Source organism: Streptomyces sp. NPDC002784 (assembly GCF_053592135.1).
This window is the reverse complement of record NZ_JBSFVD010000001.1, coordinates 731335-751030: the sequence shown is the minus strand read 5'-3', so window position 1 is coordinate 751030 and position 19696 is coordinate 731335. Positions and strand designations below refer to the sequence as shown.

Here is a 19696-nt window from a genome sequence, read left to right as displayed (position 1 = left end):
ACATGACGTCAGCGATGGTCCGGCTGTTCGCCGCAGCGGCGATGACGGCGGTGCTGGCGGCCTGCGGGGGCGGCGGCGGGGACTCGGACTCGCGCCAGGAGCAGACGCGGCCCACGGGGGCCGAGGAGAACGGCACGGCGGCGACCGGGGACGCGGAGAAGGACCGGCTGGCCTCGATCTTCCCGGGCAGTGACTCGCGGGGCGGTTCCGGGACGGCGATCAAGCTGCCGCGGACCAAGGTGGGGGAGTCCACCCAGGGGGAGGTGCACGTCGCGGGGTCGAGCGAGGAGAAGCCCAAGCCGCTGCAGGGGGTCACGGGGGAGATCGACGGCGCGGAACTCGCGTTCATCCAGAAGTGCCTGGGCGAGGTGCCGCCGGAGGGCTGCGATGTGATCTTCCAGGTCACTCCGACCGAACCGGGCCCCTACAGCGGGGAGCTGACCTTCACGATGGAGGACGGGTCCACCGTCACCGCCCCCGTCTCCGGGGAGGCGACGGGCGAGGGGACCACCACCTCCGAGGCCCCCGTCGGGCCGAGCACGACCGCGCCGACGCCGGGCACGCCCTCCGACGTGGTGCCCGAGACGGACGGTGTGCCCACGGACGTCCCCACGCCCGAGGGCGAGTACGACCTCCCCTGAGCGCCGCCGCGGTCACGAGTCGGCGTAGATCTCCATCCAGACGGTGCCGTCGTCGGGCAGCATCACCACATGGCGGTCCCGGTAGCTCCGCGCCTGGTGGGAGATGAGGTAGAAGCGGGCCGGCGCCTTCGCGAGCACCCGGAAGCCGCGGTACTCGTAGCGGTACGGCGCGCTCCTCTCCCCGTGGTCCGTGAACTCGATGCCCACCGCTCGGTGGGCCAGGGGCACCTTGGAATGGACCACCACGGTCGGGATGCCCTCGTACCCCTCGTCCGCGTGCAGCATGGCGTCGCCGCGCCCCATGTCCGCCACGTAGAGCGCCATCCCGAAGAAGAGGCTCAGCGTCAGCAGCCCGATGGCCAGGGTGCCGCCCGCCAGCCACATCCGGTCGGCGTCGCGGGCCTGCCGGTCCCGGGTGGCCGGGACCTCGGTCAGCCGCAGATGGACGGCGAAGGCGGCCAGCGTGGCCCCCACGATCACCATCAGGGCGGGCAGGAACCGGCGCGGCCAGCCCGACGGGAAGAGGGCCGCCGCGTTCGTGAACAGGGCCGGGAAGCCGACGGCCACCAGGGCCACCCCGGCGGCCAGCAGCCAGCGGATCGCCCTCCGGCGCAGCATCGCGCGCCCCGGCCCCGCCAGTGCGAGCCCGAGCCGCCCGAGCGCCAGGAACGCGATCAGCCCGCCGCCCAGGAGCAGGCAGACGGGGACGAAGACCGCGCTGCTGCTGTTGGCCACCACACCCTGGACGGAGAACCCGAGGTCCTCCGGGAGGACGCTGAGGGTGGAGTAGTACGCCTTGGTGTAGACGCTGCCGAAGTAGTAGAGCAGGGCGAAGGCGATGGTGCCCGGCGCCGCGATGTACGCCGCCTTCCGCGCGAACGTCGAGGTCGGGGTGGGTACGGGTTCGGCCGGGGGCGGGGCGGACATGATCCTCAGTCTCCGTGCCGCCCATCACGCCCGCACCCCGGAGGTGTCCCCGCGGGGGCGTCTCCGGGTTTTCTCCGGGTCCGCACCCTGTGCCGGGAATGCCGGCTCGGCGCATGATGGAGGAACTCCGGCGGGTACGGGGAGGTGCTCCATGACGCAACCGGTGTGGCCGTCCTGGCAGGGCGGCGGTTCTTCGATGCTCGCCTCGCACGCCGACCGTGAGCGTGCCGTGGATGTGCTGAGGGCGGGGTTCGGCGAGGGGCGGATGGAGCAGCCCGAGTTCGAGAAGCGGGTCGCGCGGGCGTACGCCGCCCGTACGGTGGGGGAGCTGGGTCTGCTGGTCGCCGACCTGCCCAACGGGCCCGTGCCGCAGCCGGTGCCCTTCCTGGCCGTACCGCACCCGGCGCCCTATTACGCCGTACCGAGGCCGCGGACCAACGGGAAGGCGGTCGGGGCGGGCGTGTGCGGGCTGCTGTGTCTGGTCAGCTTGGGGTTCACCGGCATACCGGCGGTCGTCCTGGGGCACTCGGCCCGCGCCGAGATCCGGCGGACCGGCGAGGGCGGTGACGCGCTGGCGCTGACCGGGCTGGTGCTCGGCTGGCTGTCCACGGCCGGCTGGGTGCTCGTGCTGACGCTGCTGATGGTGGCCGCGGCCGTGTCCGGAGCGTAGCGCCCGAAGATCGATCTCGTGGATTCGAAGATCGATCGTGGCGGACGGTCTTGACATGGCACGTGCCGAGATGTGAGCGGGCCTCATTTGTTTTGACCGCAGCGAATGAGGTAGGTACGCTCAGACCTTGTGCCTGGGGTGTGCCCTGGCTCTCGTGCGTGCCTTCAAACCGCATAGCGAGCTGTGAGCGGCCACCGTAATCTGTGCTCTTTTCGCCTTGCGGCGGGAGTCCGCCGGATTCGACACACCCGACCGCGTGGGTCGGTGGCGTTCCAGGTTAGCTTCACCATTCGGCACACAGAAACCGGAGAAGTAGTGCCTACGATCCAGCAGCTGGTCCGGAAGGGCCGGCAGGACAAGGTCGAGAAGAACAAGACGCCCGCACTCGAGGGTTCGCCCCAGCGTCGCGGCGTCTGCACGCGTGTGTTCACGACCACCCCGAAGAAGCCGAACTCGGCCCTGCGTAAGGTCGCGCGTGTGCGTCTGACCAGCGGGATCGAGGTCACCGCTTACATTCCGGGTGAGGGACACAACCTGCAGGAGCACTCCATCGTGCTCGTGCGTGGTGGCCGTGTGAAGGACCTGCCGGGTGTTCGCTACAAGATCATCCGCGGTTCCCTTGACACCCAGGGTGTCAAGAACCGCAAGCAGGCCCGCAGCCGCTACGGCGCCAAGAAGGAGAAGTAAGAATGCCTCGTAAGGGCCCCGCCCCGAAGCGCCCGGTCATCATCGACCCGGTCTACGGTTCTCCTCTGGTGACCTCCCTCATCAACAAGGTGCTGCTGAACGGCAAGCGCTCCACCGCCGAGCGCATCGTCTACGGCGCCATGGAGGGCCTGCGCGAGAAGACCGGCAACGACCCGGTCATCACGCTGAAGCGCGCTCTGGAGAACATCAAGCCGACCCTCGAGGTCAAGTCCCGCCGTGTCGGTGGCGCCACCTACCAGGTGCCGGTCGAGGTCAAGCCCGGCCGCGCCAACACCCTGGCGCTGCGCTGGCTGGTCGGTTACTCCCGCGCCCGTCGCGAGAAGACCATGACCGAGCGTCTGCTCAACGAGCTCCTCGACGCCTCCAACGGCCTCGGTGCCGCTGTGAAGAAGCGCGAGGACACGCACAAGATGGCCGAGTCCAACAAGGCCTTCGCGCACTACCGCTGGTAGTCGCAGTCCACATCGAGACCGAGAGAAGACTGAAGCCTTATGGCTACCACTTCGCTTGACCTGGCCAAGGTGCGCAACATCGGCATCATGGCCCACATCGACGCGGGCAAGACGACCACCACCGAGCGGATCCTGTTCTACACCGGCGTTTCGTACAAGATCGGTGAAGTCCACGACGGCGCTGCCACCATGGACTGGATGGAGCAGGAGCAGGAGCGTGGCATCACGATCACGTCTGCTGCGACCACCTGCCACTGGCCGCTCGAGGACAACGACTACACCATCAACATCATCGACACCCCGGGGCACGTCGACTTCACCGTTGAGGTGGAGCGCTCCCTGCGTGTGCTCGACGGTGCCGTGACGGTGTTCGACGGTGTCGCCGGTGTCGAGCCGCAGTCCGAGACGGTGTGGCGTCAGGCCGACCGTTACGGCGTGCCGCGCATCTGCTTCGTCAACAAGCTCGACCGGACCGGCGCGGAGTTCCACCGCTGCGTCGACATGATCTCGGACCGCCTCGGTGCGCAGCCGCTGGTCATGCAGCTTCCGATCGGTGCCGAGGCCGACTTCAAGGGCGTCGTGGACCTGGTCCGCATGAAGGCGCTCGTGTGGTCCGCCGAGGCCGCCAAGGGCGAGATGTACGACGTCGTCGACATCCCGGCCACGCACACCGAGGCTGCCGAGGAGTACCGCGGCAAGCTGATCGAGGGCGTCGCCGAGAACGACGAAGAGATCATGGAGCTGTACCTGGAGGGCCAGGAGCCCACCGAGGAGCAGCTGTACGCCGCGATCCGTCGCATCACCATCGCGTCCGGCAAGTCCAGCGACACCACGGTCACCCCGGTGTTCTGCGGCACCGCGTTCAAGAACAAGGGCGTCCAGCCCCTGCTCGACGCGGTCGTGCGCTACCTGCCGACCCCGCTCGACGTCGAGGCCATCGAGGGCCACGACGTGAAGGACCCCGAGCTGGTCGTCAAGCGCAAGCCGTCCGAGGACGAGCCGCTGTCCGCTCTTGCGTTCAAGATCATGAGCGACCCGCACCTCGGCAAGCTCACCTTCGTCCGGGTCTACTCGGGCCGCCTGGAGTCCGGCACCTCGGTGCTGAACTCCGTCAAGGGCAAGAAGGAGCGCATCGGCAAGATCTACCGCATGCACGCGAACAAGCGTGAGGAGATCGACGCGGTGGGCGCCGGCGACATCATCGCCGTGATGGGTCTGAAGCAGACCACGACCGGTGAGACGCTGTGCGACGACAAGGCCCCGGTGATCCTGGAGTCCATGGACTTCCCGGCGCCGGTCATCCAGGTCGCCATCGAGCCCAAGTCCAAGGGTGACCAGGAGAAGCTGGGTGTCGCCATCCAGCGTCTCGCGGAGGAGGACCCCTCCTTCCAGGTTCACTCGGACGAGGAGACCGGCCAGACCATCATCGGCGGTATGGGCGAGCTGCACCTCGAGGTGCTGGTCGACCGTATGCGCCGTGAGTTCAAGGTCGAGGCCAACGTTGGTAAGCCGCAGGTCGCTTACCGTGAGACGATCCGCAAGGCCGTCGAGCGCGTGGACTACACCCACAAGAAGCAGACCGGTGGTACCGGTCAGTTCGCGAAGGTGCAGATCGCGATCGAGCCGATCGAGGGCGGCGACGCCTCGTACGAGTTCGTGAACAAGGTGACCGGTGGTCGTATCCCGAAGGAGTACATCCCTTCGGTCGACGCCGGTGCGCAGGAGGCCATGCAGTTCGGCATCCTCGCCGGGTACGAGATGACGGGCGTCCGCGTCACGCTTCTCGACGGTGCCTACCACGAGGTCGACTCCTCCGAGCTCGCGTTCAAGATCGCCGGATCGCAGGCCTTCAAGGAGGCCGCGCGCAAGGCCAGCCCTGTGCTCCTTGAGCCGATGATGGCCGTAGAGGTCACCACGCCCGAGGACTACATGGGTGAGGTCATCGGTGACATCAACTCCCGCCGTGGCCAGATCCAGGCCATGGAGGAGCGGGCCGGTGCCCGCGTCGTGAAGGGCCTCGTGCCCCTCTCGGAGATGTTCGGTTACGTCGGCGACCTGCGCAGCAAGACGTCCGGCCGGGCCAGCTACTCCATGCAGTTCGACTCCTACGCCGAGGTTCCGCGGAACGTCGCCGAGGAGATCATCGCGAAGGCCAAGGGCGAGTAACGCACCGCGTTCCCACGCTTTAGGCTTGACTCCGGAGCCTCGTGGGGCATTCCACCGCAATCGTGGTGGGACTGCCCCCCGGGCCCGGGCATTCCAGCAAAGATCACCTGGCGCCGATGAAGTAAGGCGTACCAGAACCACTCCCAGGAGGACCCCAGTGGCGAAGGCGAAGTTCGAGCGGACTAAGCCGCACGTCAACATCGGCACCATCGGTCACATCGACCACGGTAAGACGACCCTCACGGCCGCCATTACCAAGGTGCTGCACGACGCGTTCCCGGACCTGAACGAGGCCTCGGCGTTCGACCAGATCGACAAGGCTCCCGAAGAGCGCCAGCGCGGTATCACCATCTCCATCGCGCACGTCGAGTACCAGACGGAGACCCGTCACTACGCCCACGTCGACTGCCCCGGTCACGCGGACTACATCAAGAACATGATCACGGGTGCGGCGCAGATGGACGGCGCCATCCTCGTGGTCGCCGCCACCGACGGCCCGATGCCGCAGACCAAGGAGCACGTGCTCCTGGCCCGCCAGGTCGGCGTTCCGTACATCGTCGTCGCCCTGAACAAGGCCGACATGGTGGACGACGAGGAGATCCTGGAGCTCGTCGAGCTCGAGGTGCGTGAGCTCCTCTCCGAGTACGAGTTCCCGGGCGACGACCTTCCGGTCGTCAAGGTGTCCGCTCTGAAGGCCCTTGAGGGCGACAAGGAGTGGGGCCAGTCCGTCCTCGACCTGATGAAGGCCGTCGACGAGTCGATCCCGGAGCCCGAGCGCGACGTCGACAAGCCGTTCCTCATGCCCATCGAGGACGTCTTCACGATCACCGGTCGCGGTACGGTCGTCACCGGCCGTATCGAGCGTGGTGTCCTGAAGGTCAACGAGACCGTCGACATCATCGGCATCAAGACCGAGAAGACCACCACCACGGTCACCGGTATCGAGATGTTCCGCAAGCTGCTCGACGAGGGCCAGGCCGGTGAGAACGTCGGTCTGCTCCTCCGTGGCATCAAGCGCGAGGACGTCGAGCGCGGCCAGGTCATCATCAAGCCGGGCTCGGTCACCCCGCACACCGAGTTCGAGGCGCAGGCCTACATCCTGTCCAAGGACGAGGGTGGCCGCCACACGCCGTTCTTCAACAACTACCGTCCGCAGTTCTACTTCCGTACGACGGACGTGACGGGCGTTGTGACCCTCCCCGAGGGCACGGAGATGGTCATGCCGGGCGACAACACTGAGATGAAGGTTGAGCTCATCCAGCCCGTCGCCATGGAGGAGGGCCTGAAGTTCGCCATCCGTGAGGGTGGCCGGACCGTGGGCGCCGGCCAGGTCACCAAGATCAACAAGTAAGCTTGTTGATTGACCTGGTAGCTCCAGCCGTATAGCTGAGCTCCTTGAAGGGGCCCGTACGACTTCGGTCGTACGGGCCCCTTTGCCGTTGCCTCCGCGCCGGGCGGTGATCCGGTGCCGGGGGATCCGCAGCAGGTGCGGCAGCTGGCGAAGAAGCTGCATGACTTCGCGGATGACGTGTCGGATGCGTTGCGGCTGGAGCGGGCGCAGGCGTTGGCGGATCGGGCGCTGGCGCGGGGGCGGGAGGCGCGGTCGGATCTGGCGTCGGCGAAGTCGCGGCTGTCGACGGCTGATTCGTGGGTGACGCGGGCGGGGAAGGAAGCCGGCAAGTACAAGGACGACCCCACCGGCAGCAAGGCGGCCGACAAGCCGGACGAGGCGAAGGTCCGTGCCGCGACGCGGGATGTGCAGCAGGCGGAGACGGCTCAGGCCACCGCGCGTGGTGATGTCGCGGATGCGCAGGGCGCGTTGGACGCGGCGAAGAAGATGGCCGAGGACGCGCGCAAGATGCGCGAGGAGACCGCCAGGACCGCGAAGACGAAGATCGATGAGGCGTCGGACGCGGGGACCCCCGACGGACAGCCCCGGGAACTCGCGGCCTTCGACCACGCCCTGCACTTCACCCACGACGCCGCGGGCCGGGAGACGGAGATCAGGCTGGGCGACCGGCCGGCGGTGCGGCAGACCTGGGACGGGCTGCACCGCATGCGCCGTCGGACCGTCGTCACGGAGGCAGCTTCCGTCGACCGTCAGCACATCCACGGCCCCACCGGCCCCGTCGAGGAGATCGACGCCCTGGACGCGGTGGGCCGGCCCGTCGCGGTCGGGGCACGGTCGGGGAGCGAGCACTGCGCCTACGACACCGGCGGCCGGCTGGTCGCCTCCGGCCGGGAGCGGCCGGACGCTGCCGGTGAGGAACCCGAGCAGCGGTTCGAGTACTCCGGCAACCGGCTGAGGCAGGCGGGACGGACCGGCTGCGAGTACGACGCCCAGGGCCGGGTGGTCCGCCGTACCCGGAGAACGCTGTCGGGCCGGCGGAAGACCTGGACGTACAGGTGGAACGCGGAGGACCGGCTGACGGGTCTGGTCACCCCGGACGGGACGACCTGGCGCTACGCCTACGACCCCCTCGGGCGCCGGACATCGAAGGAGCGCCTGGATTCCGCCGGGGAAGTCGCCGAGGCCGTCTTCTTCGTCTGGGACGGCAGCCGGCTGGCGGAGGAGATACACGACCGCGGAGCCGGCGACCGCACCGGCGTCACCTGGGAGTACGCCCCCGACAGTCATCGTCCGGTGGCGCAGAGCACCCGTGAATGGCTCCGGGACGCTCCGCAGGACGAGGTGGACCGGAGATTCCGGCTCATCGTGAGCGAACTCGCGGGCAGTCCTCGTGAATTGCTTTCCCAGGAAGGCGCGGCGGTCTGGAAGAACAGTCGAGCCTGTGGGGAGAACCATGGGAATTCTTCGACACGGAAGAATCCTGTCGGCTTCGGTTTCCCGGCCAGTACGTCGACACCGAGAGCGATCTCCACTGCAACTGCTTCCGCTATTACGACCCGTACACCTCCCGGTACCTCTCGCCCGACCCCCTAGGGCTCGCCAGCCGCTCGTGGGGCCGCCGTCCACATGGACTTCCCGGCCGTTGGAGAGCTCATGGAGGCGAAGTTCACCGGCGGACGGGAGAGCGAGTGGGCCAAGTCCGCCTACAACCCCGAAAGCTCCTTCTGCAAGGAGCAGAAAATCACCGACCGGGCCGCCAAGCTGCTGAAGCTGAATGAAGAACTCGGCGGGAAAGGCGTGCGCTATGCCATTTTCAATGAAGCGGGTGCGGCGCATTTCCGGGAAGTGCTCGGCACGCATTTCCCGGAGGCAATGGCAAACGGTACGCTGCCGGTCTTTCATGTGCTCGGCGATGGTATGAGCGGAACGAGTAAATGGTTGACGTAAGCGCGGAAGTGGGTCGACTGTCCGAACTCGACGAACTCACCGGCCCCGCGGCGGCCGCGGTTCTCGAGGCGGCGGGCTGGACGGGCGAGCGCAGGAATCCGGCGAAGGAATGGGCGACGACCTGGCGGCGCGAGGACGCGCACGCGTGGATCCAGGGCGACGGGCCGTCCGCGCAGGTCGAGTTCACGCTCTGGTACCGGGAGGTCGAGGAGGAGTGGCCGGACCCGGACACCTGCCTCGACGACCTGTACGATGCCGCCTCGGCCGAGCTTCCGCGCATCGTCGCCCAGCTGGAATCCGGCGCCCTGGGGGCCCGGCTGGAATCCTCCGACGAGGACCTGACCGACGGCGCGGACTACATCGACCACACCGCCTGGCTGCTCTCGGGCAGGGCCCTGCTGGCCGGCGTCAAGCACGACGACACCGAAGCGCCGGTCCAGCTGGTCGTGGTGGTGCGCGACCGCGGTGAGGGTGCGGAGGGCGACGAGGGGGAGTGGCTCTGACGGGCCCTGCCGCGGGAGCTCCCGGCCGCCGGTGTTTGACCTGCGTCACTCCCGGGGTATTGTCTCCGGCTCGATTGGCCAGGCGGCTGCCCCATATGGCAGACTGTCGGAGTTGCTCGGTCGAGTGTTGATGCTGTGCGCCTCCCGCCGGGAGGACTGGAAGCAAGTCCCACGGTACTCGTCGCCTTAACTGCCGCAAGGCAGCGCTGGGGCGGACGTACGGGAATCTTCCGGGAAGTGTGGTGCGGCACCGACCAGGCGCCCGGTGGGCTTCTCGCCCTCGGCCTGCGGTTCCGGAAGGGCCGTTGCATTCCCAGCAGGGATGTTCGAACAAGGGACATCTGTGTCAGCGGGAGCGCGACACGCCCGACCGCGTGGGTCGGAGCGAGGGACAGGAACACCGGGTTCCAGAGCGTTACGAGACAAAGGACTACTGAGTAGCCATGGCGGGACAGAAGATCCGCATCCGGCTCAAGGCCTACGACCACGAGGTCATCGACTCTTCGGCGAAGAAGATCGTCGAGACGGTGACTCGCACTGGTGCGTCGGTCGCGGGCCCGGTGCCGCTGCCCACTGAAAAGAACGTGTACTGCGTCATCAAGTCGCCGCACAAGTACAAGGACTCGCGCGAGCACTTCGAGATGCGTACGCACAAGCGCCTGATCGACATCCTCGACCCGACTCCCAAGACCGTTGACTCTCTGATGCGACTCGACCTCCCGGCCGGTGTCGACATCGAGATCAAGCTCTGAGGGTCGGTGATCTGAGAATGGCTAAGCAGATCAAGGGCATCCTGGGCGAGAAGCTCGGCATGACGCAGGTGTGGGACGAGAACAACCGTGTTGTTCCGGTCACCGTCGTCAAGGCCGGCCCCAACGTCGTGACCCAGGTGCGTACGAACGACGTCGACGGCTACGAGTCGGTCCAGATCGCCTTCGGCGAGATCGACCCGCGCAAGGTGAACAAGCCCCTCAAGGGTCACTTCGCCAAGGCCGACGTCACCCCCCGTCGTCACCTCGTCGAGATCCGCACCGCTGACGCCTCCGAGTACACGCTCGGCCAGGAAGTCACGGCCGAGGTCTTCGAGGCCGGCGTGAAGGTCGACGTCACCGGCAAGAGCAAGGGCAAGGGCTTCGCCGGTGTCATGAAGCGTCACAACTTCAAGGGCCTCGGCGCCGGACACGGCACCCAGCGCAAGCACCGCTCTCCCGGTTCCATCGGTGGCTGCGCCACCCCGGGCCGTGTGTTCAAGGGCCTCCGCATGGCGGGTCGCATGGGCAACGAGCGGGTCACCACCCAGAACCTGACCGTCCACGCCGTTGACGCGGAGAAGGGTCTGCTGCTCATCAAGGGCGCGGTTCCCGGTCCGAACGGCGGCCTCGTCCTGGTCCGCACCGCGGCCAAGGGGGCCTGAGGTAACCGATGAGCACTGTTGACATCCTTTCGCCGGCGGGCGACAAGGCCGGTACCGTCGAGCTCCCCGCGGAGATCTTCGACGTAGAGAAGATCAGCGTCCCGCTGCTTCACCAGGTCGTCGTCGCACAGCTGGCCGCTGCCCGCCAGGGCACGCACAAGACCAAGACCCGCGGCGAAGTCCGTGGCGGTGGCAAGAAGCCTTACCGCCAGAAGGGCACCGGTCGCGCCCGTCAGGGCTCGACCCGCGCGCCGCAGTTCGCCGGTGGTGGCGTCGTGCACGGTCCCGTGCCGCGTGACTACTCGCAGCGGACCCCGAAGAAGATGAAGGCCGCGGCCCTGCGCCACGCCCTCACCGACCGGGCCCGCAACAACCGCATCCACGTCGTCTCCGGCGTCATCGAGGGTGAGACCCCCTCGACGAAGGCCGCGAAGTCGCTGTTCGGCAAGATCTCGGAGCGCAAGAACCTGCTCCTGGTCGTCGAGCGTGCCGACGAGGCCGCGTGGCTGTCCGCCCGCAACCTGCCCCAGGTCCACATCCTGGAGCCGGGCCAGCTGAACACGTACGACGTTCTCGTCTCGGACGACGTGGTCTTCACCCAGGCCGCCTTCGAGTCCTTCGTGTCCGGCCCGAAGGCCAATGACACCGAAGGGAGCGAGGCCTGATGGCTATCCGTCACCCCGCCATTGCCTCCAAGGCGGCCAAGGCCGCCAAGGCCGCCCGCGTCGCCAAGGCGCGTCGCCACGCCACGGAGGGCAAGAACACCGTCGAGACCCCGCTGAGCAAGTCGATCACGGACCCCCGTGACGTGCTGCTCAAGCCGGTCGTCTCCGAGAAGAGCTACGCGCTCCTCGACGAGGGCAAGTACACGTTCATCGTCGACCCGCGTGCCAACAAGACCCAGATCAAGGAAGCCGTCCAGGCGGTCTTCTCGGTCAAGGTCACCGGGGTCAACACGATCAACCGTCAGGGCAAGCGCAAGCGGACCAAGACGGGCTTCGGCAAGCGTGCGGACAGCAAGCGCGCGATCGTGACCCTCGCCGAGGGCGACCGTATCGACATCTTCGGCGGTCCGACCGCGTAAGCGGGTCGGATCGTCCGATATCGGACGAGGACTGAGAAATGGGAATCCGCAAGTACAAGCCGACTACGCCGGGCCGTCGTGGCTCCAGCGTCGCCGACTTCGTCGAGGTCACGCGGTCCACGCCGGAGAAGTCGCTGGTCCGCCCGCTGCACAGCAAGGGCGGCCGTAACAACGCCGGTCGTGTGACCGTTCGCCACCAGGGTGGCGGACACAAGCGCGCCTACCGCGTGATCGACTTCCGTCGTCACGACAAGGACGGCGTGCCGGCGAAGGTCGCGCACATCGAGTACGACCCCAACCGCACCGCGCGCATCGCGCTGCTGCACTACGCCGACGGCGAGAAGCGCTACATCCTCGCCCCGCGCAACCTGCAGCAGGGTGACCGCGTCGAGAACGGTCCCGGGGCCGACATCAAGCCGGGCAACAACCTGGCGCTCCGCAACATCCCGGTCGGTACCACGATCCACGCGATCGAGCTCCGTCCGGGTGGCGGCGCCAAGTTCGCCCGCTCCGCCGGTGCCTCCGTGCAGCTGCTCGCGAAGGAGGGCCAGATGGCCCACCTGCGCATGCCCTCCGGTGAGATCCGCCTGGTCGACGTGCGCTGCCGCGCCACCGTCGGCGAGGTCGGCAACGCCGAGCAGAGCAACATCAACTGGGGTAAGGCCGGCCGCAAGCGCTGGCTGGGCGTCCGCCCGACCGTTCGCGGTGTGGCGATGAACCCGGTTGACCACCCCCACGGTGGTGGTGAGGGCAAGACCTCCGGTGGTCGCCACCCGGTCAGCCCCTGGGGTCAGAAGGAGGGTCGTACTCGTTCGCCGAAGAAGGCTTCGAACAAGTACATCGTCCGCCGCCGCAAGACGAACAAGAAGCGCTAGGAGCGGGTTTAGATGCCGCGTAGTCTCAAGAAGGGGCCCTTCGTCGACGACCACCTGATCAAGAAGGTGGACGCCCAGAACGAAGCCGGCACCAAGAACGTCATCAAGACCTGGTCCCGTCGCTCCATGATCGTGCCGGCCATGCTCGGCCACACGCTCGCGGTGCACAACGGCAAGACCCACATCCCGGTGTTCGTCACCGAGTCGATGGTCGGCCACAAGCTCGGCGAGTTCTCGCCGACGCGCACCTTCCGGGGTCACGTCAAGGACGACCGGAAGTCGAAGCGCCGCTAGCAGCGGATCGCATTCAGACACGTAAGTAACTGAGAGGGACAACCATGGAAGCCAGGGCCCAGGCGCGGTACATCCGCGTCACGCCCATGAAGGCCCGCCGAGTGGTGGACCTGATCCGTGGCATGGACGCCACGGAGGCTCAGGCTGTTCTGCGATTCGCTCCGCAGGCAGCCTCAGTGCCCGTCGGCAAGGTGCTGGACAGCGCCATCGCCAACGCCGCGCACAACTACGACCACACCGACGCCGACAGCCTCTTCATCTCCGAGGCGTACGTCGACGAGGGTCCGACCCTGAAGCGGTTCCGGCCGCGCGCCCAGGGCCGTGCCTACCGGATCCGCAAGCGGACCAGCCACATCACCGTGGTCGTCAGCAGCAAGGAAGGAACCCGGTAATGGGCCAGAAGGTTAACCCGCATGGGTTCCGGCTCGGCATCACCACGGACTTCAAGTCCCGTTGGTACGCCGACAAGCTGTACAAGGACTACGTCAAGGAAGACGTCGCCATCCGTCGGATGATGACGTCCGGCATGGAGCGCGCCGGTATCTCCAAGGTGGAGATCGAGCGCACCCGTGACCGCGTCCGCGTGGACATCCACACCGCGCGTCCGGGCATCGTCATCGGCCGCCGTGGCGCCGAGGCCGACCGCATCCGCGGTGACCTCGAGAAGCTCACGGGCAAGCAGGTCCAGCTGAACATCCTCGAGGTCAAGAACCCCGAGACGGACGCTCAGCTGGTTGCTCAGGCCGTCGCCGAGCAGCTCTCCTCCCGCGTCTCCTTCCGCCGCGCCATGCGTAAGAGCATGCAGTCGGCGATGAAGGCCGGCGCCAAGGGCATCAAGATCCAGTGCGGCGGCCGCCTCGGTGGCGCCGAGATGTCCCGCTCGGAGTTCTACCGCGAGGGCCGCGTGCCCCTGCACACGCTCCGCGCGAACGTGGACTACGGCTTCTTCGAGGCCAAGACGACCTTCGGCCGCATCGGTGTGAAGGTCTGGATCTACAAGGGCGATGTCAAGAACATCGCCGAGGTCCGCGCCGAGAACGCTGCCGCCCGTGCGGGTAACCGCCCGGCTCGCGGTGGCGGCGGCTCCGACCGCCCGGCCCGTGGTGGCCGCGGTGGCGAGCGGCGCGGTCGCAAGCCGCAGCAGGCTGCCGGCGCCGAGGCCCCCAAGGCCGAGGCTCCCGCCGCCGCTCCGGCTGAGAGCACCGGAACGGAGGCCTGACCGTCATGCTGATCCCCCGTAGGGTCAAGCACCGCAAGCAGCACCACCCGAAGCGCCGTGGTCAGGCCAAGGGCGGTACGACGGTCGCGTTCGGCGAGTACGGCATTCAGGCCCTCACGCCGGCGTACGTGACCAACCGCCAGATCGAGGCGGCCCGTATCGCGATGACCCGCCACATCAAGCGTGGCGGCAAGGTCTGGATCAACATCTACCCGGACCGCCCGCTCACGAAGAAGCCTGCCGAGACCCGCATGGGTTCCGGTAAGGGTTCTCCCGAGTGGTGGATCGCGAACGTGCACCCGGGCCGGGTCATGTTCGAGCTGTCCTACCCCAACGAGAAGATCGCCCGTGAGGCCCTGACTCGCGCAGCCCACAAGCTGCCGATGAAGTGCCGGATCGTCAAGCGCGAGGCAGGTGAAGCGTGATGTCGGCCGGTACCAAGGCGTCCGAGCTGCGCGAACTGGGTGACGAGGAGCTTCTGGCGAAGCTCCGCGAAGCCAAGGAAGAGCTGTTCAACCTCCGCTTCCAGGCGGCGACTGGTCAGCTCGAGAACCACGGTCGGCTCAAGGCCGTCCGTAAGGACATCGCGCGGATCTACACCCTGATGCGCGAGCGTGAGCTGGGCATCGAAACGGTGGAGAACGCATGAGCGAGAACAACGTGACTGAGCAGAACACCGAGGCCCGAGGCTTCCGCAAGACCCGTGAGGGTCTCGTCGTCAGCGACAAGATGGACAAGACCGTCGTCGTCGCCGTCGAGGACCGTGTGAAGCACGCGCTGTACGGCAAGGTCATCCGCCGTACGAACAAGCTCAAGGCCCACGACGAGCAGAACGCCGCGGGCGTCGGCGACCGCGTCCTCCTCATGGAGACGCGTCCGCTGTCCGCGACGAAGCGCTGGCGCGTCGTCGAGATCCTCGAGAAGGCCAAGTAATTCCTGCGGGCAGACCCGCAGGACAGTTCCGCCAGGCTCGGCAGGGGCTCCCTCGTGAAGAGGACGCCCCTGCCGGGAACCGGCAGACAAACAGGAGATAGACGTGATCCAGCAGGAGTCGCGACTGCGCGTCGCCGACAACACTGGTGCGAAGGAAATCCTTTGCATCCGTGTGCTCGGTGGCTCCGGTCGCCGCTACGCGGGCATCGGTGACGTCATCGTCGCCACCGTCAAGGACGCGATCCCCGGTGGCAACGTGAAGAAGGGTGACGTCGTCAAGGCGGTCATCGTTCGCACCGTCAAGGAGCGCCGCCGTCCGGACGGCTCGTACATCCGCTTCGACGAGAACGCCGCCGTCATTCTGAAGAACGACGGCGACCCTCGCGGCACCCGTATCTTCGGCCCGGTCGGCCGTGAGCTGCGCGAGAAGAAGTTCATGAAGATCATCTCGCTCGCGCCGGAGGTGCTGTAAGCATGAAGATCAAGAAGGGCGACCTGGTCCAGGTCATCACCGGTAAGGACAAGGGCAAGCAGGGCAAGGTCATTGCCGCTTACCCGCGCGACGAGCGCGTCCTGGTCGAGGGTGTCAACCGGGTCAAGAAGCACACCAAGGCCGGTCCGACCGCTCGCGGTTCGCAGGCCGGCGGCATCGTCACGACCGAGGCGCCGATCCACGTCTCCAACGTCCAGCTGGTCGTTGAGAAGGACGGCAACAAGGTTGTCACGCGTGTCGGTTACCGCTTCGACGATGAGGGCAACAAGATCCGCGTTGCCAAGCGGACGGGTGAGGACATCTGATGGCTACCACCACCACTCCGCGTCTGAAGACGAAGTACCGCGAGGAGATCGCGGGCAAGCTGCGTGAAGAGTTCAAGTACGAGAACGTCATGCAGGTTCCCGGCCTCGTCAAGATCGTGGTCAACATGGGTGTGGGCGACGCCGCCCGCGACTCCAAGCTGATCGAGGGCGCCATCCGCGACCTCACCACGATCACCGGTCAGAAGCCGGCCGTCACCAAGGCCCGCAAGTCCATCGCGCAGTTCAAGCTGCGTGAGGGTCAGCCGATCGGTGCCCACGTCACGCTCCGTGGCGACCGCATGTGGGAGTTCCTGGACCGCACCCTGTCGCTCGCGCTGCCGCGCATCCGCGACTTCCGTGGTCTGTCCCCCAAGCAGTTCGACGGTCGGGGCAACTACACCTTCGGTCTCACGGAGCAGGTCATGTTCCACGAGATCGACCAGGACAAGATCGACCGCGTCCGGGGTATGGACATCACCGTGGTCACCACGGCGACCAACGACGCTGAGGGCCGCGCGCTCCTTCGTCACCTCGGCTTCCCCTTCAAGGAGGCGTGAGCGAGATGGCGAAGAAGGCTCTGATCGCAAAGGCTGCTCGCAAGCCCAAGTTCGGCGTGCGTGGCTACACGCGCTGCCAGCGCTGCGGCCGTCCCCACTCCGTGTACCGCAAGTTCGGCCTGTGCCGCGTGTGCCTTCGTGAGATGGCTCACCGTGGCGAGCTGCCGGGCGTGACCAAGAGCTCCTGGTAGTCCCTGCTTTCAGGGATTCCGGAGTCTCTCGGTAAGCACTGGGCGTGTCAGGCGCCCACCCCTTCATGGCTTAGGCTTGGAGGGTTGGGCGCCTGATGGTCGCCCGTACGACTTACTACGCCGTAGGTCCACCGCACCGCACCCGCCTCGTCTCGGATCGAGGAGAGGGATGGGCACCTGGAAACCCCGGCGAGAGAGGCCGAAGGCCAATTCATGACCATGACTGATCCGATCGCAGACATGCTTACGCGTCTGCGGAACGCGAACTCGGCGTACCACGACACCGTGGCGATGCCGCACTCGAAGATCAAGTCGCACATCGCGGAGATCCTCCAGCAGGAGGGCTTCATCACGGGCTGGAAGGTCGAGGACGCCGAGGTCGGCAAGAACCTCGTTCTCGAGCTGAAGTTCGGCCCGAACCGTGAGCGCTCCATCGCGGGCATCAAGCGGATCTCCAAGCCCGGTCTCCGGGTGTACGCGAAGTCCACCAACCTGCCCAAGGTGTTGGGTGGCCTCGGCGTGGCGATCATCTCCACGTCCCACGGGCTCCTCACCGACAAGCAGGCCGGCAAGAAGGGCGTAGGCGGAGAAGTCCTCGCCTACGTCTGGTAACGGAAGGGAACGGAGGAAACAGCTATGTCGCGCATCGGCAAGCTCCCCATCGCGGTTCCCGCCGGCGTGGACGTCACCATCGACGGCCGTACGGTGAAGGTCAAGGGCCCCAAGGGCGAACTGACCCACACCGTCTCGGCGCCGATCGAGATCGTCAAGGGTGAGGACGGCGTTCTGAACGTCACCCGCCCCAACGACGAGCGTCAGAACAAGGCCCTGCACGGCCTGTCCCGCACGCTGGTGGCGAACATGATCACCGGCGTGACCCAGGGTTACGTGAAGAAGCTCGAGATCAGTGGTGTCGGTTACCGCGTGACCGCCAAGGGCTCGAACCTCGAGTTCGCGCTCGGCTACAGCCACCCGATCACGGTCGAGGCCCCCGAGGGAATCTCCTTCAAGGTGGAGACCCCGACCCGTTTCCAGGTCGAGGGCATCGACAAGCAGAAGGTCGGCGAGGTTGCGGCCAACATCCGCAAGCTGCGCAAGCCCGACCCGTACAAGGCCAAGGGTGTCAAGTACGAGGGCGAAGTCATCCGCCGCAAGGTCGGAAAGGCGGGTAAGTAAGCCATGGCATACGGACAGAAGATCCTGAAGGGCGACGCCTACAAGCGCGCCGCGATCAAGCGTCGTCACATCCGGATCCGCAAGCGGATCGCCGGTACGGCGGAGCGTCCCCGTCTGGTCGTTACCCGCTCGAACCGCCACATCGTGGCCCAGGTGATCGACGACATCAAGGGTCACACCCTGGCGTCGGCGTCCACCCTGGACACCTCGGTCCGCGGTGGCGAGGGCGACAAGTCGGCCCAGGCCAAGCAGGTCGGCGCCCTGGTCGCCGAGCGTGCCAAGGCCGCCGGCGTCGAGGCTGTCGTATTCGACCGTGGTGGCAATCAGTACGCCGGGCGCATTGCCGCCCTGGCGGACGCCGCCCGCGAAGCCGGCTTGAAGTTCTGAGCCGTTCGTAGCTAGCGGAAAAGAGAGAGGTAAATCCAATGGCTGGACCCCAGCGCCGCGGTGGCGGTGCCGGTGGCGGCGAGCGGCGGGACCGGAAGGGCCGTGACGGCGGCGCAGCTGCCGCCGAGAAGACCGCGTACGTTGAGCGCGTTGTCGCGATCAACCGCGTCGCCAAGGTTGTGAAGGGTGGTCGTCGCTTCAGCTTCACCGCGCTGGTCGTGGTGGGCGACGGTGACGGCACCGTGGGTGTCGGTTACGGCAAGGCCAAGGAGGTGCCGGCCGCCATCGCCAAGGGTGTGGAGGAGGCCAAGAAGCACTTCTTCAAGGTCCCCCGTATCCAGGGCACCATCCCGCACCCGATCACGGGTGAGAAGGCTGCCGGCGTCGTGCTGCTCAAGCCCGCGTCCCCGGGTACCGGTGTTATCGCCGGTGGTCCGGTGCGCGCCGTGCTCGAGTGCGCCGGTATCCACGACGTGCTGTCGAAGTCGCTCGGCTCGTCGAACGCGATCAACATCGTGCACGCGACCGTGGAGGCCCTGAAGGGCCTGCAGCGTCCCGAGGAGATCGCGGCCCGCCGCGGTCTGCCGCTCGAGGACGTCGCTCCCGCGGCTCTGCTGCGTGCGCGTGCCGGGGCTGGTGCTGCGTAATGGCTCAGCTCAGGATCACGCAGACGAAGTCGTACATCGGCAGCAAGCAGAACCACCGTGACACCCTGCGTTCCCTTGGTCTCAAGGGCATCAACACGCAGGTCGTCAAGGAGGACCGCCCCGAGTTCCGCGGCATGGTGCACACCGTCCGCCACCTCGTGACGGTCGAGGAGGTCGACTGATCATGGCGGAGAACAACCCGCTCAAGATCCACAACCTCCGTCCGGCTCCCGGCGCCAAGACCGCCAAGACCCGTGTCGGTCGTGGTGAGGCGTCGAAGGGTAAGACGGCCGGTCGTGGTACCAAGGGCACCAAGGCCCGTTACCAGGTTCCGGAGCGCTTCGAGGGCGGGCAGATGCCCCTCCACATGCGCCTCCCGAAGCTCAAGGGCTTCAAGAACCCGTTCAAGACCGAGTACCAGGTCGTGAACCTCGACAAGCTGGCCTCGCTCTACCCCGAGGGTGGCGAGGTCACCGTCGAGGGTCTGGTGGCCAAGGGTGCCGTTCGCAAGAACAGCCTCGTCAAGGTCCTCGGCCAGGGCGAGATCTCCGTGGCGCTGCAGGTGACGGTCGACGCCGTCTCCGGCTCCGCCAAGGAGAAGATCACCGCCGCCGGCGGTACCGTCACCGAGCTCGTCTGAACACAACAGGCGTCTCGATGACTTGAGCGATCCCGACCGGGGATACCCCACAAATGGGGTATCCCCGGTTGGTCGTTCCTAGGGTGGCAGTCTCGCGGGTAAGGTGGCCTGCACTG

The 19696-nt window shown here is 66.9% G+C and carries 30 protein-coding genes and 1 pseudogene; 30 read left to right on the top strand and 1 reads right to left on the bottom strand.

Features of this window, described 5'->3' with window-relative positions; translation table 11 throughout:
* The first annotated feature begins 2 nt into the window (after window positions 1-2).
* Entirely contained in the window at window positions 3-641 is a 639-nt protein-coding gene (locus tag ACWD1Z_RS03445; protein ID WP_451115108.1) for a hypothetical protein, read from the top strand.
* A 12-nt stretch (window positions 642-653) separates the two neighbouring features.
* Here ACWD1Z_RS03445 and ACWD1Z_RS03440 read toward each other — a convergent pair whose 3' ends face one another.
* Window positions 654-1568 (bottom strand): hypothetical protein, encoded by a 915-nt coding sequence (locus ACWD1Z_RS03440; protein WP_451115107.1) that lies wholly within the window; start codon window positions 1566-1568, stop codon window positions 654-656.
* A 151-nt stretch (window positions 1569-1719) separates the two neighbouring features.
* Here ACWD1Z_RS03440 and ACWD1Z_RS03435 point away from each other — a divergent pair, with 151 nt between their 5' ends.
* From ACWD1Z_RS03435 to rplO, 29 genes and pseudogenes are all read left to right on the top strand, one after another.
* Window positions 1720-2238 (top strand): DUF1707 and DUF4190 domain-containing protein, encoded by a 519-nt coding sequence (locus ACWD1Z_RS03435; RefSeq protein ID WP_451115105.1) that lies wholly within the window; start codon window positions 1720-1722, stop codon window positions 2236-2238.
* 315 nt (window positions 2239-2553) lie between these two features.
* A complete protein-coding gene (rpsL, locus tag ACWD1Z_RS03430) occupies window positions 2554-2925 on the top strand; it encodes a 30S ribosomal protein S12 (protein WP_003948652.1) in 372 nt (123 codons plus the stop codon).
* 2 nt (window positions 2926-2927) lie between these two features.
* Entirely contained in the window at window positions 2928-3398 is a 471-nt protein-coding gene (gene rpsG / locus ACWD1Z_RS03425; RefSeq protein WP_003998848.1) for a 30S ribosomal protein S7, read from the top strand.
* A gap of 39 nt (window positions 3399-3437) precedes the next feature.
* Complete coding sequence (gene fusA / locus ACWD1Z_RS03420; RefSeq protein WP_250070966.1) at window positions 3438-5564, top strand: elongation factor G; 2127 nt, start codon at window positions 3438-3440, stop codon at window positions 5562-5564.
* A 157-nt stretch (window positions 5565-5721) separates the two neighbouring features.
* Window positions 5722-6915, top strand: coding sequence for an elongation factor Tu (gene tuf, locus ACWD1Z_RS03415; protein WP_030671874.1), 1194 nt, complete (start codon window positions 5722-5724; stop codon window positions 6913-6915).
* Window positions 6916-8309: 1394 nt separating this feature from the next.
* Window positions 8310-8459 (top strand): annotated as a pseudogene (locus ACWD1Z_RS03410) (hypothetical protein); the annotation flags it as partial.
* A 109-nt stretch (window positions 8460-8568) separates the two neighbouring features.
* A complete protein-coding gene (locus ACWD1Z_RS03405; RefSeq protein ID WP_451115102.1) occupies window positions 8569-8862 on the top strand; it encodes a hypothetical protein in 294 nt (97 codons plus the stop codon).
* Window positions 8850-9365, top strand: a complete 516-nt coding sequence (locus tag ACWD1Z_RS03400; RefSeq protein WP_451115101.1) for a hypothetical protein — start codon at window positions 8850-8852, stop codon at window positions 9363-9365. Before ACWD1Z_RS03405 ends, ACWD1Z_RS03400 begins: the two co-directional genes overlap by 13 nt.
* Window positions 9366-9808: 443 nt before the next feature.
* Complete coding sequence (gene rpsJ / locus ACWD1Z_RS03395; RefSeq protein WP_003948644.1) at window positions 9809-10117, top strand: 30S ribosomal protein S10; 309 nt, start codon at window positions 9809-9811, stop codon at window positions 10115-10117.
* A gap of 17 nt (window positions 10118-10134) precedes the next feature.
* The gene (gene rplC, locus ACWD1Z_RS03390; RefSeq protein ID WP_062706771.1) at window positions 10135-10779 is read left to right on the top strand and encodes a 50S ribosomal protein L3; all 645 of its coding nucleotides are present in this window, start codon (window positions 10135-10137) and stop codon (window positions 10777-10779) included.
* 8 nt (window positions 10780-10787) lie between these two features.
* The gene (gene rplD / locus ACWD1Z_RS03385; RefSeq protein ID WP_062706770.1) at window positions 10788-11444 is read left to right on the top strand and encodes a 50S ribosomal protein L4; all 657 of its coding nucleotides are present in this window, start codon (window positions 10788-10790) and stop codon (window positions 11442-11444) included.
* Complete coding sequence (rplW, locus tag ACWD1Z_RS03380; protein WP_389415426.1) at window positions 11444-11863, top strand: 50S ribosomal protein L23; 420 nt, start codon at window positions 11444-11446, stop codon at window positions 11861-11863. The genes rplD and rplW overlap by 1 nt, the downstream gene beginning before the upstream one ends.
* Before the next feature lie 38 nt (window positions 11864-11901).
* Window positions 11902-12738: a 50S ribosomal protein L2 gene (gene rplB / locus ACWD1Z_RS03375; RefSeq protein WP_059192905.1), complete on the top strand. Its 837-nt coding sequence runs from the start codon at window positions 11902-11904 to the stop codon at window positions 12736-12738.
* A gap of 12 nt (window positions 12739-12750) precedes the next feature.
* Window positions 12751-13032, top strand: a complete 282-nt coding sequence (gene rpsS, locus ACWD1Z_RS03370) for a 30S ribosomal protein S19 (RefSeq protein ID WP_003992359.1) — start codon at window positions 12751-12753, stop codon at window positions 13030-13032.
* Between the two features lie 44 nt (window positions 13033-13076).
* The gene (gene rplV / locus ACWD1Z_RS03365; protein ID WP_003974262.1) at window positions 13077-13424 is read left to right on the top strand and encodes a 50S ribosomal protein L22; all 348 of its coding nucleotides are present in this window, start codon (window positions 13077-13079) and stop codon (window positions 13422-13424) included.
* Entirely contained in the window at window positions 13424-14251 is an 828-nt protein-coding gene (gene rpsC, locus ACWD1Z_RS03360) for a 30S ribosomal protein S3 (RefSeq protein ID WP_250070974.1), read from the top strand. The genes rplV and rpsC overlap by 1 nt, the downstream gene beginning before the upstream one ends.
* Window positions 14252-14256: 5 nt before the next feature.
* A complete protein-coding gene (rplP, locus tag ACWD1Z_RS03355) occupies window positions 14257-14676 on the top strand; it encodes a 50S ribosomal protein L16 (RefSeq protein WP_004927269.1) in 420 nt (139 codons plus the stop codon).
* Window positions 14676-14900 carry a 50S ribosomal protein L29 gene (gene rpmC / locus ACWD1Z_RS03350; protein WP_030831683.1) on the top strand — a complete coding sequence of 75 codons (225 nt, stop codon included), beginning with the start codon at window positions 14676-14678 and terminating at the stop codon, window positions 14898-14900. Before rplP ends, rpmC begins: the two co-directional genes overlap by 1 nt.
* Window positions 14897-15184 carry a 30S ribosomal protein S17 gene (gene rpsQ, locus ACWD1Z_RS03345; RefSeq protein ID WP_020941675.1) on the top strand — a complete coding sequence of 96 codons (288 nt, stop codon included), beginning with the start codon at window positions 14897-14899 and terminating at the stop codon, window positions 15182-15184. The genes rpmC and rpsQ overlap by 4 nt, the downstream gene beginning before the upstream one ends.
* A gap of 103 nt (window positions 15185-15287) precedes the next feature.
* Window positions 15288-15656 carry a 50S ribosomal protein L14 gene (gene rplN / locus ACWD1Z_RS03340; RefSeq protein WP_003998823.1) on the top strand — a complete coding sequence of 123 codons (369 nt, stop codon included), beginning with the start codon at window positions 15288-15290 and terminating at the stop codon, window positions 15654-15656.
* A 2-nt stretch (window positions 15657-15658) separates the two neighbouring features.
* Window positions 15659-15982, top strand: coding sequence for a 50S ribosomal protein L24 (gene rplX, locus ACWD1Z_RS03335; protein ID WP_053674523.1), 324 nt, complete (start codon window positions 15659-15661; stop codon window positions 15980-15982).
* Window positions 15982-16539 (top strand): 50S ribosomal protein L5, encoded by a 558-nt coding sequence (gene rplE, locus ACWD1Z_RS03330; RefSeq protein WP_433045761.1) that lies wholly within the window; start codon window positions 15982-15984, stop codon window positions 16537-16539. The genes rplX and rplE overlap by 1 nt, the downstream gene beginning before the upstream one ends.
* 5 nt (window positions 16540-16544) lie before the next feature.
* Window positions 16545-16730: a type Z 30S ribosomal protein S14 gene (locus ACWD1Z_RS03325; protein WP_003948630.1), complete on the top strand. Its 186-nt coding sequence runs from the start codon at window positions 16545-16547 to the stop codon at window positions 16728-16730.
* Window positions 16731-16943: 213 nt separating this feature from the next.
* Window positions 16944-17342, top strand: coding sequence for a 30S ribosomal protein S8 (rpsH, locus tag ACWD1Z_RS03320; protein ID WP_015658459.1), 399 nt, complete (start codon window positions 16944-16946; stop codon window positions 17340-17342).
* 24 nt (window positions 17343-17366) lie between these two features.
* Window positions 17367-17906, top strand: coding sequence for a 50S ribosomal protein L6 (gene rplF / locus ACWD1Z_RS03315; RefSeq protein ID WP_451115098.1), 540 nt, complete (start codon window positions 17367-17369; stop codon window positions 17904-17906).
* Between the two features lie 3 nt (window positions 17907-17909).
* Window positions 17910-18293 carry a 50S ribosomal protein L18 gene (rplR, locus tag ACWD1Z_RS03310; RefSeq protein WP_067018998.1) on the top strand — a complete coding sequence of 128 codons (384 nt, stop codon included), beginning with the start codon at window positions 17910-17912 and terminating at the stop codon, window positions 18291-18293.
* Between the two features lie 38 nt (window positions 18294-18331).
* Window positions 18332-18940, top strand: a complete 609-nt coding sequence (rpsE, locus tag ACWD1Z_RS03305) for a 30S ribosomal protein S5 (protein WP_030671799.1) — start codon at window positions 18332-18334, stop codon at window positions 18938-18940.
* A complete protein-coding gene (gene rpmD / locus ACWD1Z_RS03300; RefSeq protein ID WP_053846785.1) occupies window positions 18940-19122 on the top strand; it encodes a 50S ribosomal protein L30 in 183 nt (60 codons plus the stop codon). The genes rpsE and rpmD overlap by 1 nt, the downstream gene beginning before the upstream one ends.
* Before the next feature lie 2 nt (window positions 19123-19124).
* Window positions 19125-19580 carry a 50S ribosomal protein L15 gene (gene rplO, locus ACWD1Z_RS03295; RefSeq protein WP_053846784.1) on the top strand — a complete coding sequence of 152 codons (456 nt, stop codon included), beginning with the start codon at window positions 19125-19127 and terminating at the stop codon, window positions 19578-19580.
* Window positions 19581-19696: the final 116 nt, after the last annotated feature.